General features: G+C 68.2%; 15 protein-coding genes. 7 read left to right on the forward strand and 8 right to left on the reverse strand.

The genetic code is table 11. The annotated features are described in order from the left end of the window. Positions 1–12 precede the first annotated feature (12 nt). From B9Y82_RS00245 to hglS, 4 genes are all read left to right on the forward strand, one after another. Complete coding sequence (locus tag B9Y82_RS00245; RefSeq protein ID WP_087921311.1) at positions 13–423, forward strand: EF-hand domain-containing protein; 411 nt, start codon at positions 13–15, stop codon at positions 421–423. Positions 424–518: 95 nt separating this feature from the next. Beyond that, positions 519–1,271 carry an HAD family hydrolase gene (locus tag B9Y82_RS00250; protein ID WP_100471077.1) on the forward strand — a complete coding sequence of 251 codons (753 nt, stop codon included), beginning with the start codon at positions 519–521 and terminating at the stop codon, positions 1,269–1,271. Between the two features lie 31 nt (positions 1,272–1,302). Continuing rightward, positions 1,303–1,791 carry a hypothetical protein gene (locus tag B9Y82_RS00255; RefSeq protein WP_100471078.1) on the forward strand — a complete coding sequence of 163 codons (489 nt, stop codon included), beginning with the start codon at positions 1,303–1,305 and terminating at the stop codon, positions 1,789–1,791. Between the two features lie 150 nt (positions 1,792–1,941). Continuing rightward, on the forward strand, positions 1,942–3,306 hold the full coding sequence (gene hglS, locus B9Y82_RS00260) for a 2-oxoadipate dioxygenase/decarboxylase HglS (protein WP_100471079.1): 1,365 nt from the start codon (positions 1,942–1,944) through the stop codon (positions 3,304–3,306). A 117-nt stretch (positions 3,307–3,423) separates the two neighbouring features. Here the strand turns inward: hglS and B9Y82_RS00265 are convergent, their stop codons facing one another. Beyond that, positions 3,424–4,938 (reverse strand): acetyl-CoA hydrolase/transferase family protein, encoded by a 1,515-nt coding sequence (locus tag B9Y82_RS00265; protein ID WP_100471080.1) that lies wholly within the window; start codon positions 4,936–4,938, stop codon positions 3,424–3,426. Between the two features lie 374 nt (positions 4,939–5,312). On the opposite strand from B9Y82_RS00265, the gene glnE reads away from it, so the two are divergent. Continuing rightward, positions 5,313–8,108 (forward strand): bifunctional [glutamate--ammonia ligase]-adenylyl-L-tyrosine phosphorylase/[glutamate--ammonia-ligase] adenylyltransferase, encoded by a 2,796-nt coding sequence (gene glnE / locus B9Y82_RS00270; protein ID WP_100471081.1) that lies wholly within the window; start codon positions 5,313–5,315, stop codon positions 8,106–8,108. 462 nt (positions 8,109–8,570) lie between these two features. Here glnE and B9Y82_RS00275 read toward each other — a convergent pair whose 3' ends face one another. The 6 genes from B9Y82_RS00275 to B9Y82_RS00300 all read right to left on the reverse strand — a co-directional run bounded on the left by B9Y82_RS00275 (position 8,571) and on the right by B9Y82_RS00300 (position 12,472). Further along, a complete protein-coding gene (locus B9Y82_RS00275) occupies positions 8,571–9,131 on the reverse strand; it encodes a queuosine precursor transporter (protein WP_087921316.1) in 561 nt (186 codons plus the stop codon). A gap of 75 nt (positions 9,132–9,206) precedes the next feature. After that, complete coding sequence (locus B9Y82_RS00280; RefSeq protein WP_100471082.1) at positions 9,207–9,722, reverse strand: hypothetical protein; 516 nt, start codon at positions 9,720–9,722, stop codon at positions 9,207–9,209. Between the two features lie 32 nt (positions 9,723–9,754). Then, complete coding sequence (locus B9Y82_RS00285; RefSeq protein ID WP_202908105.1) at positions 9,755–10,258, reverse strand: hypothetical protein; 504 nt, start codon at positions 10,256–10,258, stop codon at positions 9,755–9,757. Between the two features lie 19 nt (positions 10,259–10,277). Next, positions 10,278–11,129, reverse strand: coding sequence for a DUF2145 domain-containing protein (locus B9Y82_RS00290; RefSeq protein ID WP_100471084.1), 852 nt, complete (start codon positions 11,127–11,129; stop codon positions 10,278–10,280). Between the two features lie 48 nt (positions 11,130–11,177). Further along, positions 11,178–11,408, reverse strand: a complete 231-nt coding sequence (locus B9Y82_RS00295) for a hypothetical protein (RefSeq protein ID WP_046984459.1) — start codon at positions 11,406–11,408, stop codon at positions 11,178–11,180. A 104-nt stretch (positions 11,409–11,512) separates the two neighbouring features. Further along, the gene (locus B9Y82_RS00300; protein ID WP_100471085.1) at positions 11,513–12,472 is read right to left on the reverse strand and encodes a mitochondrial fission ELM1 family protein; all 960 of its coding nucleotides are present in this window, start codon (positions 12,470–12,472) and stop codon (positions 11,513–11,515) included. A gap of 125 nt (positions 12,473–12,597) precedes the next feature. On the opposite strand from B9Y82_RS00300, the gene B9Y82_RS00305 reads away from it, so the two are divergent. Beyond that, the gene (locus B9Y82_RS00305) at positions 12,598–13,188 is read left to right on the forward strand and encodes a malonic semialdehyde reductase (RefSeq protein WP_100471086.1); all 591 of its coding nucleotides are present in this window, start codon (positions 12,598–12,600) and stop codon (positions 13,186–13,188) included. Positions 13,189–13,263: 75 nt separating this feature from the next. Further along, complete coding sequence (locus B9Y82_RS00310; protein WP_100471087.1) at positions 13,264–13,971, forward strand: YceI family protein; 708 nt, start codon at positions 13,264–13,266, stop codon at positions 13,969–13,971. A gap of 138 nt (positions 13,972–14,109) precedes the next feature. Here B9Y82_RS00310 and B9Y82_RS00315 read toward each other — a convergent pair whose 3' ends face one another. Further along, on the reverse strand, positions 14,110–14,511 hold the full coding sequence (locus B9Y82_RS00315; protein WP_100471088.1) for a hypothetical protein: 402 nt from the start codon (positions 14,509–14,511) through the stop codon (positions 14,110–14,112). Positions 14,512–14,655 lie beyond the last annotated feature (144 nt).

The raw sequence follows: 14,655 nt of genomic DNA on the forward strand, positions 1-14,655 counted from the left end.
GAGACACCCCTGATGACTATTCGCAACCGCAAGCCCCTGATCGCCCTGATCGTCGCCGCTGGCAGCGTGCTGGCCATTCCGGCGATGGCCCAGTCGGCCAAGCAGCAGGCCGCGCAGGCACAGAACGAGGCCGCGCAGGCGCAGCAGTCGGCGGCACAGGCAGGGCAGGCGGCTGACCAGGCGACCAATGCGGCCGCAGCGGCTTCGGCACAGGCCAATGGCGGTGGCCAGACCTGGGCCAGCATCGATACCGATGGCAACGGCACCATCAGCAAGTCCGAGGCACAGGTGAACGCCGGCCTGGCCCAGGTGTTCGACCAGGCCGATACCAACAAGGACGGCGAGCTGAGCGCCGACGAGTACAAGGCCTACGTGGCCGCCCAGCAGGCCGGCGCGGGTGCCGGCGCGGCGCAGGGCCGTTGATCCAGGCCTGATTCGGGAAGACCGGTGCATGGGGACCCGGGCGGCGGCGGCCGCCCGGGTTTTTCTCGTCATGGCCGCCCCTGTATCCTTGGCCGATGAACACCCCCATGCCTGCGCCGTCGCGCGCCATTGGCCTGGTCGGTTTTGACGGTGACGATACGCTGTGGAAGAGCGAGGACTACTACCGCAAGGCCGAGCAGGATTATCTTGACCTGCTGTCGCGCTACGTCGACGTGCATGACACCCAGACTGCGCGCCACCTGCTGGAAGTGCAGCAGCGCCACCTGGGCACCTTCGGCTACGGCGTCAAGAGCATGACGCTGTCGATGATCGAGGCAGCCATCGACATCACCGGCCAGCGCATCGAGGCCAAGGACATCCAGCGCATCCTGGAGATCGGCCACGATACCCTGCGCCACCCGGTCGAGCTGATCGACGGCGTGCGCGAAGCGGTGGCGACCATCGCCGAGCACTATCCGGTGGTGCTGATCACCAAGGGCGACCTGTTCCACCAGGAAGCGAAGATCAAGATCGCCAACCTGGCCGAGCTGTTCCCGCGCATCGAGATCGTTTCCGAGAAGGATCCGGAAACCTACGCCCGCGTGCTGGCCGAATTCGACCTGCCGATGCAGCGCTTCGTGATGGTCGGCAACTCGCTGCGTTCGGACATCGAGCCGGTGGTCACCCTGGGCGGCTGGGGTGTGCATACCCCGTACGCGGTGACCTGGGCGCACGAGACCCAGCACGGCGTGGCCGACGACGAACCGCGCATGGTCACCGCCGATAGCGCCCACGATTGGCCGGCCGCACTGGCGGCGATCGAGGCCAAGGCCGCTGCGGCGGCCTGACAGAGCCCGGCAGCTGCGGCAGAATCGGGGCATGAATCTCCGACTGCGCGCGCTGTTGTTGCCCCTGCTGCTGGTCCCGGCCACCGTGCTGGCCCAGCAGACCGCCGAGCGTTCGGCGGCCTACGCGGTGGAAACCGGTGACAGCTGGGTCGATGCCCAGCTGCAGGACATCAACCACTACGCCGAGCGCTACCCCGACGCCTTCCTTGACGAGGTGTCGCGCTATGCCGAGGTGCCGCGCGGCTACATCAGCGCGCTGTTCACCACCCATGGCTGGCAGGCCGGGGATATCTACTTCGCCTGCTTCTGGGCCAAGGCCAGTGGCCAGACCTGCCGCGACAGCGTGCGCGCCTTCAGCCAGGACCCGGAGGGCGGCTGGGAAGCGGTGGTGAAGCGCATGCCCACCAAGCCGGACAACCTGCACTACCGCGCGGTGCGCCACGCCATCGTGGCCAGCTACCAGCACTGGGACCGGCCGATCACCCTGGATGCCACCCTGAAGCGCCAGCTCAAGCGGTAGTGCCGGCCGCTGCCTGATTGGGGTGAAGCAGTCCACAGGTCGCCCCCCTGCACAGGCCGGGCGCCATGTTGCTCTGCATATCGCCGCCGCCGCGCGCTCCGGCGACAATACGGGTCCGAGCTGTTCCCCGTTCCCGTAATCGAGTGACTGATGAGCGCCTCTTTCGTTTCGCCTGATGTGATCCGCCGCCTGTTCGCACAGGCCATGTCCCGCATGTACCGCACCGAAGTGCCGTTGTACGGCACGCTGGTGGAACTGGTGGAGCGGATCAACGCACAGGTGCTGGAGCAGGATCCGGCGCTGGCCGCGCAGCTGCTGCGCAACGACGAGCGTGCGCGCCTGGATGAAGAGCGCCACGGCGCGATCCGCGTTGGCACCGTGCAGGAACTGGCGACGTTGCGCCGCCTGTTCGCGGTGATGGGCATGTACCCGGTCGGCTACTACGACCTGTCGGTGGCCGGCGTGCCGGTGCACTCCACCGCGTTCCGCCCGCTGACCGGCGCCGCGCTGGCGCAGAACCCGTTCCGCGTGTTCACCTCGCTGCTGCGCCTGGAGCTGATCGAAGACGAAGCGCTGCGTGCGGAATCGGCAACGATCCTTGCCCGCCGCCGTATCTTCACCGAGGGCGCGCTGGCGCTGATCGACCAGGCCGAGCGTGACGGCGGGCTGTCGCAGGCCGATGCCGGGCGCTTCGTCGATGAAGCACTGGAAACCTTCCGCTGGCACGGCGATGCCACGGTCGACCTGCCGACCTACCACGCGCTGCACAACGCGCATCGGCTGGTGGCCGACGTGGTCAGTTTCCGTGGCCCGCACATCAACCACCTGACCCCGCGCACGCTGGACATCGACGCGGCGCAGGCGGCGATGATCGAACACGGCATGGCGGCCAAGGCGGTGATCGAGGGCCCGCCGCGCCGTGCCTGCCCGATCCTGCTGCGCCAGACCAGCTTCAAGGCACTGGAAGAGGCGGTGCATTTCCCGGACGGCGAGGGCGGCGATGCCGGTACGCATACCGCGCGCTTCGGCGAGATCGAACAGCGTGGCCTTGCCCTGACCCCGAAGGGCCGCGCGCTGTACGACCAGCTGCTGTCGCAGGCACGCGATGCCGGTGGCGAAGGCAGCACCGGTGGCGACTACGGCCAGCGCCTGCAGGCGGTGTTCGCCAGCTTCCCGGATGATCATGACACGCTGCGCCAGGAAGGCCTGGGCTATTACCGCTACCAGCTGACCGACGCTGGCCGCGCCGCGCCGGAGCGCGTGGCCGACCTGCCGGCCGAAGTGCTGGTGGCCGCGGGCCTGGCCACCGCCGACCCGATCGTCTACGAGGATTTCCTGCCGGTCAGCGCTGCGGGCATCTTCCAGTCGAACCTGGGCGGCGAAGAACAGCGCGCCTATGCCGCGCACGCCAACCGCGAGGCCTTCGAGCAGGCGCTGGGCGTGGCGGTGAATGACGAGTTCGAGATCTACGAGCGGCTGCAGGCCGAATCGCTGGCGAGCCTGCGCACCGCGTGAAGGTGTCCGTACCTGGGGTCAGAGCCCTTTCCCATGGAAAGGGATCCGACCCCGACGTTGCGCATGACCGGGGTCAGATCCCTTTTCGGCAGAAAAGGGCTCTGACCCCCAACGCAGTCAGGCCTTCATCGTGCCGGTATCCAGCCAGCGCTGGTGCCACGACAGCGCTTCCGGCAGCAGGTGCGGGGTGTGCTTGCCGTAGCTTTCGTGGCTGGCGCGGTCGAAGTAGTCCTGCAGCTGCGGGCGGAAATCCGGGTGCGCGCAGTTGTCGATCAGCACCTGCGCGCGCTTGCGCGGGGTCAGGCTACGCAGGTCGGCCAGGCCCTGCTCGGTCACGATCACCGACACGTCGTGCTCGGTGTGGTCGACATGGCTGGCCATCGGCACGATCGCCGAGATGGTGCCGTTCTTCGCAGTGGACGGGCTCAGGAACGCCGACAGGAAACCGTTGCGGGCAAAGTCACCCGAACCGCCAATGCCGTTCATGATCCGCGTGCCCATCACGTGCGTCGAATTGACGTTGCCGTAGATGTCCACCTCGATCATGCCGTTCATGCCGATGCAGCCGAGGCGGCGCACCAGTTCCGGATGGTTGGAGATTTCCTGCGTGCGCATGATGATGCGTTCGCGGTAGAAATCGATGTGTTCCTTGAAGGTCTCGTTGGCCTGCGGGCTCAGCGCGAAGCCGGTGCACGAGGCGTAGCTCAGCACGCCGTCACGCAGCAGGTCGAGCATGCCGTCCTGGATCACCTCGGTGAACGCGGCCAGGTCGCGGAAACCGCTCTTGGCCAGGCCGGCCAGTACGGCGTTGGGAATGTTGCCCACGCCCGACTGCAGCGGCAGCAGGTTCGGCGGCAGGCGGCCCTTCTTCACTTCGTGCTTGAGGAACTCGATCAGGTGCGAGGCGATCTGTTCGCTGGTCGCATCGATCGGGCTGAACGGGCTGTTGCGGTCCGGGCCGTTGGTGCGCACCACCGCCACGATCTTGTCCGGGTCGCAGCGCAGCGCGGTGTCGCCGATGCGGTCGTTGGCGTTCACCAGCGGAATCGGCTTGCGGTGCGGCGGCAGCGCGGTGCCGTAGTAGATGTCATGCATGCCGTCGACGCCGGCCGGCTGCCATTCGTTGACCTCGACGATCACCTTCCTGGCCAGGTCCAGCCAGGTCTTGTTGTTGCCGATCGAGGTGGAGGGCACCAGCGAGCCATCCTCGCGGATGGCCGAGACCTCGATCACGGCGGTATCGATCTCGCCGTAGAAGCCGAACCACACGTGCTGGGCCACGTGGCTGAGGTGGATGTCGATGTAATCCAGCTTGCCCTCGTTGATGCGGTTGCGCGCATCCGGGTCGCTCTGGAAGGGCATGCGCATGGCGATGCCATCGGCCTTGGCCAGCGCGCCATCCAGCTCCGGCGCGGTGGAGGCGCCGGTCATCAGCTTGATCTGGAAGGGCTGGCCCTGGGCGTGCACCGCTTCGATGCGGCGGGCCAGTTCCACGGGGACGGCCTTGGGATACCCGGAGCCGGTAAAGCCGCTCATGGCCACGGTTTCACCGGGCTGGATCAGCGCGGCTGCGGCCTCTGCGGAGACCACGCGGTCACGGAGACGCGCGTTGGCGATGCGATCAACAGACATGACGACAGTGTTTCTGGGGGGAAACCCGATTATCGGCCATCCTCCTCCGTACGGGGGGTTCTACCTTCGTGGAATGGCTTTTCCCCGCAGGGGTCACCCATACCCACCGGTTTTGTTTTGCAGTGCAGCGTGCAAAGTGCTTTCGCAGCCCGCACGATGGCCCTGCATCCCGACGTGGGGGAGGGAGCAGAGCCCGCTGGCAGTTCGCTGCAAGCGGGCTTTTTTATTGCCTTCCGCCCATTGTGAATACGCGCGACACACCGGGTCGGATCCTTTTGCCACGGGCAAAAGGCTCTGACCCGCGCAGTGCCAGCCATCTGGGGTCGGCGCCCTTCGCCGTTGGCAAAGGGATCCGACCCCGCGAGAATCGAGGCATGACCCTCGCTCCCGCTGAACTGCCCGCGTCCCTGCAGCCCCTTGTCGACCGCGCCCTGGCGCGCCTGGCCCAGGTCCTGCCCGAGCCCGTCCCGGCTGATCTGTTGCCGCTGCTGACCCGGCTGGCGGTGGCCAGCGACTTCGCGCTGGACACCCTGGTGCGGCAACCCGCGCTGCTGGCGCAGCTGGCCGCGCCCGGTTGCCCGGCGATTCCGGCGCCAGTGCTCGATCCGCTGCAGCCCAGCGACTGGCCGGCGCAGATCCGGCGCTGGCGCACCGCCATGTCGACGCGGCTGATCTGGCGCGACCTGACCGGCCTGGACGATGTGGCCCAGACCCTGGCCGGCGCCACCGCCCTGGCCGAGGAGTGCCTGCGGCTGGCGCTGGAGGCCCTGCAGCAGGAATTCGCACAGCGTCACGGCGTGGTCCGCGATGGCGAAGGCACGCCGCAGCAGCTGGTGGTGTTCGGCCTCGGCAAGCTCGGTGGTGGCGAGCTCAACTTCAGTTCCGATGTGGACCTGGTCTACGCCTACCCGCACGGCGGCGAATCCGACGGCCCGCGCGCGTTGGCTGCCGAGGAATATTTCGCGCGCCTCGGCCAGCGCCTGGCCAAGCTGCTGGATGAAACCACCGTCGATGGCTTCAGCCACCGCGTCGACCTGCGCCTGCGCCCGTTCGGCAGCGCCGGCCGCGTTGCGCTGTCGTTCGCGGCGATGGACCAGTACTTCCAGCGCGAAGGCCGCGACTGGGAACGCTATGCCTGGCTGAAGGCGCGCGCCGTGGCCGGCGACATCGAGGCCGGTGAAGCGTGGCTACAGACCCTGCGCCCGTTCGTGTACCGCCGCTACCTGGATTTCACCGCGCTCGATGGCCTGCGCGAGATGAAGGCGGCGATCACCGCCGAAGTCGCGCGCCGCGAACTGCATGAGGACATCAAGCGCGGCGCCGGCGGCATCCGCGAAATCGAGTTCCTGTGCCAAGCGCTGCAGCTGATCCGCGGTGGCCGTGAGCCCGCGCTGCGCGAGCGCCGCCTGCTGGTGGCGCTGGAGGCACTGGTGGCGGCCGGGCAGATCGCGCCGGAGGATGGCAGCGCACTGCGCGAGGCCTACCTGTTCCTGCGCCGGTTGGAAAACCGCCTGCAGATGCTGCGTGATGCGCAGACGCATGTGTTGCCAAGTGATGCGCTGGACCGCGAACGCATCGCCGTCGGCCTGGGCTATCCCGGCTGGGATGTGCTGCGCGCGGCGCTGGCCGTGCAGCAGCAGCGGGTCAGTACCGAATTCGCCGCGCTGCTGGCGCCGCGCAAGGGCCAGGCCGCGCCCGATGCACTGGCCAACTACTGGCGCAGCCTGCCGGAAGGCAGCAATGCGCCGCTGCTGGCCGAAGCTGGTTTCCTCGATGCCAATGGCGCCGACCAGTCGCTGCGCGATTTCGCGCAGGGCACCGGCGTGAAGTCATTGTCCGATGCCGCGCGTGCGCGGCTGGATCGCGTGCTGCCCGCGTTGCTGCATGCGGCAACGCGCTCGCCACAACCGGATGCCGCGCTCAAGCGCGTGCTTGGCCTGCTGCAGGCGGTGCTGCGCCGGACCAGCTATCTCGCGCTGCTGGACGAACAGCCCAGCGCACTAGCGCGGTTGGTGGACGTGCTGGCGCGCAGCGCACTGCTGGCCGAGCGCCTGGCTGCGTACCCGCTGCTGCTGGATGAGCTGCTGGACGTGCGCGTGTCCGGGCCGATGCCGGATGCCGCCGGCATGCTGGCCGAGTGCCAGCAGGTACTGGCGGTGGACGATCCCGAATCCGCGCTGCGTTGGCTCAACGAGACGCGGCTGGCGCTCAGCTTCCGCATGGCAATGGCCACGCTGGACGGCCGCCAGGGTGCAGTGGACAGCACGCGGCAACTGGCCGAGCTGGCGCAGGCGGTGGTGGTCACCGTGCTGGCGATGGCCGAGGCGGACATGCGCGCTGCGCACGGTGATATTCCCGGTGGACGTTTCGCGATCATCGGCTACGGCAGCCTCGGTGGGCTTGAACTGGGCTTCGGTTCCGACCTGGACCTGGTGTTCCTGCACGACAATCCGGCCGGCGTGGACGCCAGCGATGGTGCACGTCCGCTGGAGCCGGGGCGCTGGTATGCGCGCCTGGCGCAGAAGGTGATGGCGCTGCTCGGTGCAGTCACCGCTGCCGGGCGCCTGTACGACATCGACGTGCGCCTGCGCCCGGACGGTGGCAAGGGGTCGCTGGTGTCTTCGCTGGCCAGTTACACCGAATACCAGCGCGAACGTGCGTGGACCTGGGAACACCAGGCGCTGGTGCGCGCGCGTGGCGTGGCCGGTGATGCCGGCCTGCTGGCCGATTTCGAGCAGGTGCGTGCGCAGACGCTGGGCCGCGAACGCGATGCCGGTGTGCTGTATGCCGACGTGTTGAAGATGCGTGGGCGCATGCGCACCGAGCTGGACCGCAGCGATGCCGCGCGCCTGGACCTGAAGCAGGGCGCCGGTGGCGTGGTGGACCTGGAGTTCCTGTTGCAGACCGGTGTGCTGGCGCGCAGTGCACAGCACGCGGCGTTGCTGCAGCCACGCGATACGCCATCGTTGATCGATGCGTTGGCCGCTGTTGGTTTCCTGCCGGAAGGCACCGCGCAGGCGTTGCATGGAGCGCATGCCACGCTGCTGGAGGTGGGCCTGGCCTGCACCCTCGACCGGCGCCCGCGGCTGGCCCCGACCACGCCGGCGATTGAAGAGGCGTGTGCGGTGATCACGGCGGCGTGCATCGCCGCGGAGCTGCCGTTCGCCTGAGTGCCGGTAGCAGCTTTTGGGTAGGTGCCGACCGTTGGTCGGCACAATCTGTCAGCCGCAATGAACGCTTCAGGAGCGTGCCGACCAACGGTCGGCACCCACCAGATCATTGGCCCGGTGATGCCCCGCTGTTGGCAGCTACCGGATCAATGGCCCGGCGATGGTCTGCTATTGGTAGGTGCCGACCGTTGGTCGGCACAATCTTTCAGCGGCGATGAACTCTGATGGAGCGTGCCGACCAACGGTCGGCACCCACCAGATTATTGGCCCGGTGATGCCCCGCTGTTGGCAACTACCGGATCAATGGCCCGGCGATGGTCTGCTATTGGTAGGTGCCGACCGTTGGTCGGCACAATCTGTCAGCTGCAATGAACGCTTCAGGAGCGTGCCGACCAACGGTCGGCACCCACCGGGTTCAAGGTGTGTGCCAACCAAGGTCGGCACCTACCAGAGCGACAGCGGTCAGCTGGTGGCGCGCAGCGGCGCCATCTTCCACAGCAGCGCGCGGAACGGGGCCAGCAGGCACACGCCGATCGCCAGCTTCACCGCCAGGTCGCCGGCGGCCCAGCTCACCCACGGCAGGGTGGAACCGGCAAACGCAATCGACCAGAAAATGGTGGTATCCACCGTCGCACTGCAGGTGGTGGCCACCATCGGTGCGCGCCACCAGCTGCCACGGCGCAGGCGGTCGAACACGGTGATGTCCAGCAGCTGGGCCACGATGAACGCCGAGCACGAGGCAATGGCGATGCGCGGCGTCGCCACCCAGATCGACAGCAGCACCGCCACCGCGAAGCCGATCCACGCCACACGGCGCGCCGGGCCAGGGCCGAAGCGGCGGTTGATCAGGTTGCTGACCAGGAACGCGACCGGATAACTGAAGGCACCCCAGGTCAGCCAATCGTTGATCGGGTACTGCACCAGTACGTTGGACAGCAGCACCACCGCGCCCATGGCCAGCACCGCCAGCACCAGGGCGCGGGCGGTCAACGGGGCAAACACAGGGGCAGGACGCACGGACATGGCGAGCCAGGGGGACAAAGGGGATCGCCCATTATCCGCCCGGCCCGCAGCAAAGCCAAAACCGGTCGTTCAGCTTTACAGCGCTTCGCTCATCACGTCGCCAGCGGCATAGGCGGTCGGTACGTAGGCAAGGGCCTGGCCCTGTGCGCTCTTCACGGTCCAGCCGGCACCCGCGTCGGTCGGGTCGAAGCGCACCTGCTGGCCGACAACGAAACCGGCGATCGGGTCATCGCCTGCAACGGCTGGCCATTGCAGCGTTGCGGTCTGGTCGGCCTTGCCGGGCACCTGCAGCTGCACCTGGCGATCACCGGCTGGGGTGGTGGCGACCTGCTTCACCTCCATCGGCGGCAACGGTACCGCCGGTGTGCGTGCGGCGACCTTGCCGTTGCGCTCGCTGGCCTTGAACGGGGCCTTGGACAGCTCGGCAAGCCCCATCGACGTGGCCAACGGAATCGACAGCACGATCAGCGACGTGACCAGCACGCTGGTCTGGCCGCTGGTCAACTGCGGCGCGGCGCCGGCATGGACAGTGGGCACCAGCAGCGCGGAGAGCAGCAGGGCAGAAGCGGGAACGCGCAGGCAACGGAACATGCAGACCTCCTGGTCAGGGTGGGGACGGCGACTCAGCGCCGGGTATCGAAAATGTCGCGCGGGCCGGTGGCCTCGGGCAGGTATTCCAGTGGGCGGCCCTGGTTGTCCTTCAGCTGCCAGCCCTGGTCGGCGCCGGTCGGCTCGAAGTTCACGGTCTGGCCCACGGTGAACTGCACGGCGGGGTCGCCGATGCCGCGCGGGTACTGCATCGACGCGGTGTTCTGCGGGTCGTTGGCATCGCGCAGCAGCACTTCGCGGCGGCCGTCCACGGTGGTGGCGATTCCACTCACCTGCATCTGCGGCAGCTTGATCTGCTGCGGGCGGGCCAGCGGCTGGCCGGCGTCGGCCGCATCCTGGGCTTCCTTCGCCGCCGCCGCGCGGGCCGAGGCCACCATCTGCGTGGACATCTCCAGGCTCGGCCCCTGCGGGCCGGGATCATGGATGATCACGATGCGGCGCTCGGCGTGCGCGGCCGATGACCAGGCCAGCGCGCTGACGATCAGCATCGATACCAGGGGTTTGTGCAGCAGGCGCATGTCGTTCTCCTTGCGGGATTCAGGGCGAGGCTGCGGCGGCACCGGCCACCGGCACATGGGGGATCACCAGTTCCTGCTGCAGCTGGCTGCGCTGGTGCAGGAAGTCGAACACCGATTCCACCGTCACCACCGAATAGTTGCCGGAGATGCGCTCGCCGGCCGGATGGTCGGTGGTGGTGGCGTTGGCCACGAACAGGCGCGCACCCACGCGCTTGCCCAGGCCGATATGCAGCACGCTGGGCTGGTACTTCTGCTGGCGCAGCCACTGCTGCGCCTGTTCGCGCTTGACGATGGCCGGCGCGCCTTCGGCCTGCGCCATTGCTGCGGCCAGCACCTCCAGCACCCACTGGTTGGAGTTCTGGTAGTCGGTGGCAAACGGGTAGGCGACCACGTTGTACTTCGCTTCGTGCAGCGCCTTGGGCTGGATCGAGGGCGGCACCAGCATCGCGCGCAGCGCCGCACGCAACGGCGCCGACGGCACGCCGATGCGCAGGTCGGTATGGCCACCGCTCTCGCCGACGAAGTTGCCCAGGCCCTCGTGGTACAGCTGCGAGCTGTCGGTCTTGCAGCGGTTGAGCAGGTGCATCGCGCGCCAGCGGCCGTCGTCCTCGCGCAGCAGGAAGGCCAGGTGGCTGTGGCGCAGGCCGTAGCGGCTCAGGTCCTGGCCACCGCGCGCGGCCACCACCACGTCCACGTCGGGCAGCGCGTCCAGGCGTTCGGCGGTGGTCCAGGCCACGTCCAGCATCGCTGCCTGCGACGCCACGCTCGGGTAACGTTCGCGGCACGCGGTGCTGTTGGCCCATGCCGGTGCGGTCGCCAGCAGGCTGGCAATCAGCAGCGCGGCGCGGGGCAGGCGGGAAAAACGATCCATGTCGGTACCTTCAACGGCGGGCAGGCCCGCGCGCCGATCATACGCTGCTCAGCGCAGCGGGCGATCCACGCCCTTGCGCTTGAGTTCCCTGTCGCAGGCGTCGCTGATCGGGGCGATCGGCAGCGGCGGGCGCTCGCCCGTCTTCGGATCGCGCAGCGCCGGCTGTTCGCGGTATGCATCCAACTGCTGCTGGCATTGATACGAGATCGGATCCAGCTCGGTGGGCGTGGTGGAACAGGCAGCGAGCAGGGCCAGGGGCAGCAGGAGCAGGGTACGCATGAAGACGTTCAACGTGATGGAGGAAGCTGGACTCTAACCGCGCAGCTGGATCGAAATGTTCAGAAATCGCTGGATGATCGGGACCTGCCGGCCAGCGGCCGGCACTACCGCAATGCCAGCCGCGCTTTCACTTCCGCCGCGATCCGCGCGGTTTCGCGCAGTGGCTCGATGCGGTCGTACTGCCAGTCCAGCCAGTGCGCCTGCAATCGCCCGCGCTCGCGCAGCTGTTGCTGGAAGCGTGCCAGCCGCCCCTGCACGGTATCGGCCAGCGCCACCATCACCGGCATGCGCGTGGCGCAGGCCTCCGAGAGCAGGTTCACCGAATCGGGCGAGACCACCACGCGGTTGGCCCAGCCGAGCAGGCCGCCATAGGGATTGGTGCCGTCGCCGCCATCGCCCCAGATCACGTGTGGCAGGTCGGCGAATTTCGCGCGCAGTATCTCGGCCAAGGCCGGTGGCGTGCGCCGCGAGGTGGTCGCCAGCAGGCTGCCGCCTTCGCTGCGGATCTGGTCGGCCAGTGCCTGGAACACGCCGACCATCGCCGTCTCGTCCCACGGTGCCAGCGGTGTCGGGCCGCCCACCAGCAGTGCGGTGCGCGGGCCGGGCAGGGTGCTGAAGCCGGCGAACGCGGCGCGGCCCCAGGCCAGCCAGTCGTCGTCCACCGGGTTGAGGCTGCCGAGCAGGGTCAGCACGTTGTTGCCGCGCAGGGCATCGTGTTCGGGCACCACCACTACATCCCAGTGACGCGCGCCGATGCGCGGGTCGAGGATCTGCACCACCTGGCTGCCACGTGCGCGCAGCACGCGCAGGGCGCCAGCGGCCTGTCGGCCACAACCGATCGCCAGCGCCGGGGCGTCGGCAGCCAGCGTCGCGAAGGCCTCGCCGTAGCCGTTCACATCACCAGGCAGGCGTCGCGGCGACAGCCAGCGCCAGGGCGCGCGTGGCTGCAGCAGCAGCGGCCGATGGGTGCCCTGGCGCAGCGCCGTGGCCAGCGCGACCGCCTGGCGGACATTGCCCGCACGGCCGTCTGTGACCGTCCAGGGCGCGCTCGATCGTTTCACCATTGGCATTAATTCGTTTCAGCCCTGCTGGGTGTTGCAACAGTCGCGACACTCTACACTGCGGCTCGTCGTTTCGCCCCGCGCCGCCCGCGGGCACTGACTTCCCTTAGCCGCCCTGGAGTTCACCGATGTCCCACGCGCTCGACGCTGCTGCCCTCGATCAGCTGTTCCGCACCGCCCGTACACAGAACGCCTTCCTCGACACGCCGGTCCCGGCCAGCCTGCTGCAGGAACTGTACGACCTGGTGAAGTGGGGCCCGACCGCGGCCAACACCACGCCGGCCCGCTTCGTCTTCGTCACCTCGAAGGAAGCCAAGGACAAGCTGGCCCCGGCCCTGTCCGAAGGCAACCTGGCCAAGACCATGGCCGCCCCGGTTACCGCCATCATCGGTTTCGACCTGGACTTCCACGAGAAGCTGCCGTACCTGTTCCCGCATACCGATGCCAAGGCCTGGTTCGACGGCCCGCAGGAAGGCCGCCACGAAGCCGCCATCCGCAACGGCAGCCTGCAGGGTGCGTACCTGATCCTGGCCGCGCGCGCGCTGGGGCTGGATGCCGGCCCGATGTCCGGCTTCGATGCGGCCAAGGTGGATGAAGCCTTCTTCGCCGGCACCTCCATCAAGTCGAATTTCCTGGTCAACCTGGGTTACGGTGACCCGGCGGGCCTGTTCCCGCGTCTGCCGCGCCTGTCGTTCGACGAAGCGGCGCGCATCGCGTAAGTCGCTGTATCGATTCCGGGCCGCCCCCTTGGCGGTCCCTGCTGTACCCACCCTACGATCCGGAGAGTTCCTGAGATGAGCGCCACCCGTAAACTGCTGCTGCCGCTGGCCCTGACCCTGGCCATCGCCGCCTGCTCCAAGCCGGCCGACACCGCTGCCCCGGCTGCCGATGCTGCCGCCCCGGTCACCACCGAGCAGGCTGCCACCCCGGCCGCCGATGCCGCCGCCGCTGCGCCGGCCGCCGAAGCGATCAAGATCGCCTCGGGTACCTACAAGCTGGACCCGAGCCACACCGACGTGCTGGCGCAGTGGAGCCACTTCGGCTTCTCCAACCCCAGCGCGCACTTCGGCAACGTCGAAGGCACCCTGGTGTACAACGCCGAAGACGTGACCAAGTCCACCGTGGAAGTGAAGCTGCCGCTGAGCGGCCTGAACAGCTTCACCGCCAAGTTCGACGAGCACCTGAAGAGCGCCGACTTCTTCGACGCCGCCAAGTTCGCCGATGCCACCTTCAAGAGCACCAAGGTGGAAGCTGCAGGCACCAACAAGCTGACCGTCACCGGTGACCTGACCATCAAGGGCATCACCAAGCCGGTCACCCTGGACGTCACCGTCAATGGCGGCGGCGAGCACCCGATGGCCAAGGTTCCGGCCGCCGGCTTCGACGCCACCACCACGCTGAAGCGCAGCGATTTCGGCGTCGGCGCCTATGCCCCGAACGTCAGCGATGAAGTGAAGATCCGTATCACCACCGAAGCCACCGGCGAAAAGCCGGCCGCTTGATGCACTCAACTCACTCGTCGTGAGAAGGCAGAAGGCCCGCTGAAAAGCGGGCCTTCTTTTTGGGTGCCGGTAGCGCCGGCCGCTGGCCGGCTGCGGACCTGGATTCGGTGGGTGCGGACCGTTGGTCCGCACGATCCCTCAGCGCAACGTGCCCAACCACGCCGCACACGCGTCGCTCGGGCTCTGCTTGGCCTTCACCGCCAGCCCGCTTACGCGCACGAAGGTCTGCGCGGCCTGCGCCACCACCTGGCGTGCGATCAGCGCCGCCTGCTTGGTCGCGGCCTGCTGCTTGCGCAGCTGCACGATGTTGATCGAAGGCCGGCCAACCGGTGCGTACTTCTGGTCCCGGCGCAGCACGTCGGCCACCTGTGCCACTTCGAATTCGGCCTGCAGGTAGCGGTGCTGTGCCTCCACCAGCTCACGCAGCGGTACACGCAGGGCAGCGGCATCGGCGAAGGCGGCCAGCGCCGCATCGCAGGCAGCGTCATCGGCAAAGCGGGTACGCAGCGCGTCCACGCTGGCCAGGGTCAGTTTGGCCATGTGGGCCTCGTTGCTGCAGGAAAGGAGCGCGATTGTCGCATTGCTTGCCGGGTCGTGCCGGCCGCTGGCCGGCAACTGCATGGGAATGTGCGGACCAACGGTCCGCACCCACCAGTCGATGGCGGTCCGCACCCACCGAGGGCG

The organism is Stenotrophomonas maltophilia, from assembly GCF_002799155.1.
GTDB lineage: Bacteria > Pseudomonadota > Gammaproteobacteria > Xanthomonadales > Xanthomonadaceae > Stenotrophomonas > Stenotrophomonas maltophilia_R.

Coding starts and splice junctions, on each gene's coding strand:
- B9Y82_RS00245 (WP_087921311.1), top strand. CDS start 13: ATGACTATTCGCAACCGCAAGCCCCTGATCGCCCTGATCGTCGCCGCT.
- B9Y82_RS00250 (WP_100471077.1), top strand. CDS start 519: ATGAACACCCCCATGCCTGCGCCGTCGCGCGCCATTGGCCTGGTCGGT.
- B9Y82_RS00255 (WP_100471078.1), top strand. CDS start 1,303: ATGAATCTCCGACTGCGCGCGCTGTTGTTGCCCCTGCTGCTGGTCCCG.
- hglS (WP_100471079.1), top strand. CDS start 1,942: ATGAGCGCCTCTTTCGTTTCGCCTGATGTGATCCGCCGCCTGTTCGCA.
- B9Y82_RS00265 (WP_100471080.1), bottom strand. CDS start 4,938: ATGTCTGTTGATCGCATCGCCAACGCGCGTCTCCGTGACCGCGTGGTC.
- glnE (WP_100471081.1), top strand. CDS start 5,313: ATGACCCTCGCTCCCGCTGAACTGCCCGCGTCCCTGCAGCCCCTTGTC.
- B9Y82_RS00275 (WP_087921316.1), bottom strand. CDS start 9,131: ATGTCCGTGCGTCCTGCCCCTGTGTTTGCCCCGTTGACCGCCCGCGCC.
- B9Y82_RS00280 (WP_100471082.1), bottom strand. CDS start 9,722: ATGTTCCGTTGCCTGCGCGTTCCCGCTTCTGCCCTGCTGCTCTCCGCG.
- B9Y82_RS00285 (WP_202908105.1), bottom strand. CDS start 10,258: ATGCGCCTGCTGCACAAACCCCTGGTATCGATGCTGATCGTCAGCGCG.
- B9Y82_RS00290 (WP_100471084.1), bottom strand. CDS start 11,129: ATGGATCGTTTTTCCCGCCTGCCCCGCGCCGCGCTGCTGATTGCCAGC.
- B9Y82_RS00295 (WP_046984459.1), bottom strand. CDS start 11,408: ATGCGTACCCTGCTCCTGCTGCCCCTGGCCCTGCTCGCTGCCTGTTCC.
- B9Y82_RS00300 (WP_100471085.1), bottom strand. CDS start 12,472: ATGGTGAAACGATCGAGCGCGCCCTGGACGGTCACAGACGGCCGTGCG.
- B9Y82_RS00305 (WP_100471086.1), top strand. CDS start 12,598: ATGTCCCACGCGCTCGACGCTGCTGCCCTCGATCAGCTGTTCCGCACC.
- B9Y82_RS00310 (WP_100471087.1), top strand. CDS start 13,264: ATGAGCGCCACCCGTAAACTGCTGCTGCCGCTGGCCCTGACCCTGGCC.
- B9Y82_RS00315 (WP_100471088.1), bottom strand. CDS start 14,511: ATGGCCAAACTGACCCTGGCCAGCGTGGACGCGCTGCGTACCCGCTTT.